Below are 1,428 nucleotides of genomic sequence, written 5' to 3' on the forward strand. Positions count from 1 at the left end.
CTCTGGTACCACGTGGTGCCGAAGATATTCCCGGTCATGGCCGGCCTGCCGCCCTTCATCCTGGTGGTGTTCGCGCTGGGCTTCTTCACCTCGGCACGGATCGCCGAGCAATTGCGTTCCGGCATCCAGGCCCTGCCCAAGGGCCAGCGCTACGCGGGCATGGCAGTGGGCTTCACCACGCCGCAGTACTACCGCTACGTGATCCTGCCGATGGCCTACCGGATCATCATTCCGCCGCTCACCAGCGAATCGATGAACATCTTCAAGAACTCGTCGGTCGCATTCGCGGTGTCGATTCCCGAGATGATCCAGTTCGCGATGCAGGCCGGCGAGGAGACCGCCCGCGTGACCGAGATGTACATGGCCGTGACCGTGCTCTACGTGATCTCGGCGATGGTGATCAACCGCATCATGGCCTGGGTCGAGAAGCGGGTCCGAGTGCCCGGGTTCGTCGCGGCCGGCGGAACGGGAGGACATTGACATGAATCTCGATCTGACCTTCTTCCACTGGGACGTCGTCAGCGCCTTTCTGCTGAAAGGCCTCTATTTCAGCGTGTTCCTGACGGTGGTCGCCACGCTGGGCGGCATCTTCTTCGGCACCCTGCTCGCGCTGATGCGGCTGTCGGGCAACAAGTGGCTCGACCTGCCGGCGGCCATCTATGTCAACGGCATGCGCAGCATTCCGCTGGTGATGGTGATCCTGTGGTTCTTCCTGCTGGTGCCGACGATGATCGGGCGGCCGATCGGGCCCGAGTACTCGGCCATCATCACCTTTGTCGCCTTCGAGGCCGCCTACTTCAGCGAGATCATGCGCGCCGGCATCCAGTCGATCCCGCGCGGCCAGGTGTCCGCGGGCCAGGCGATGGGGATGACCTACGGCCAGAACATGAAGCTGGTGATCCTGCCGCAGGCGTTCCGCAACATGCTGCCGGTGCTGCTGACCCAGACCATCATCCTGTTCCAGGACACCTCGCTGGTCTATGCCATCGGCGCCTACGACCTGTTCAAGGGCTTCGACACCGCAGGCAAGAACTTCGGCCGGCCCGAAGAAGCCTACCTGCTGGCCGCCGTCGTCTACTTCATCCTGTGCTATTCGCTCTCGTGGCTCGTGAAGCGCCTGCACAAGAAGATCGCCATCATCCGCTGAAGGAGAAACCATGAACCCCCACGCTCATCACTTCGTGTATTCGCTGGACGAGTCGGCGCCAGAGGCGCCGGCCCTTCGGTCCGTCCAAACTCGCGCAGGCGAGTTTGGAGCCGCGGACCTCAGCCCCGAGGGGGCGCAGGCCTCCCTTGGGGCGGCCCGGCGGGAGGCCTGACATGTCCGAAAAAATGATTGAAATCAAGAACGTTTCCAAGTGGTATGGCCCGGTGCAGGTGCTCAACGACTGCTCGGTCGACATCGCCAAGGGCGACGTGGTCGTGGTC

Annotated in this window: 2 protein-coding genes and 1 pseudogene; all 3 read left to right on the forward strand. The window is 63.0% G+C overall.

All coding sequences use genetic code 11. The annotated features are described in order from the left end of the window. Positions 1-480, forward strand: a 480-nt coding sequence (locus AC1D2K_RS34620; protein WP_478094952.1) for an amino acid ABC transporter permease, incomplete at its 5' end; no start/stop codon positions are given. A gap of 1 nt (position 481) precedes the next feature. Next, positions 482-1,147, forward strand: a complete 666-nt coding sequence (locus AC1D2K_RS34625; protein WP_478094954.1) for an amino acid ABC transporter permease — start codon at positions 482-484, stop codon at positions 1,145-1,147. Between the two features lie 185 nt (positions 1,148-1,332). Then, positions 1,333-1,428: pseudogene (locus AC1D2K_RS34630) on the forward strand (amino acid ABC transporter ATP-binding protein); the annotation flags it as partial.

The sequence above is a fragment of the Variovorax sp. P1_H12_2 genome (assembly GCF_056405335.1).

What these genes read in the sequence shown, in the direction of transcription:
- AC1D2K_RS34625 (WP_478094954.1), top strand. Translation starts at nt 482, where the DNA reads ATGAATCTCGATCTGACCTTCTTCCACTGGGACGTCGTCAGCGCCTTT.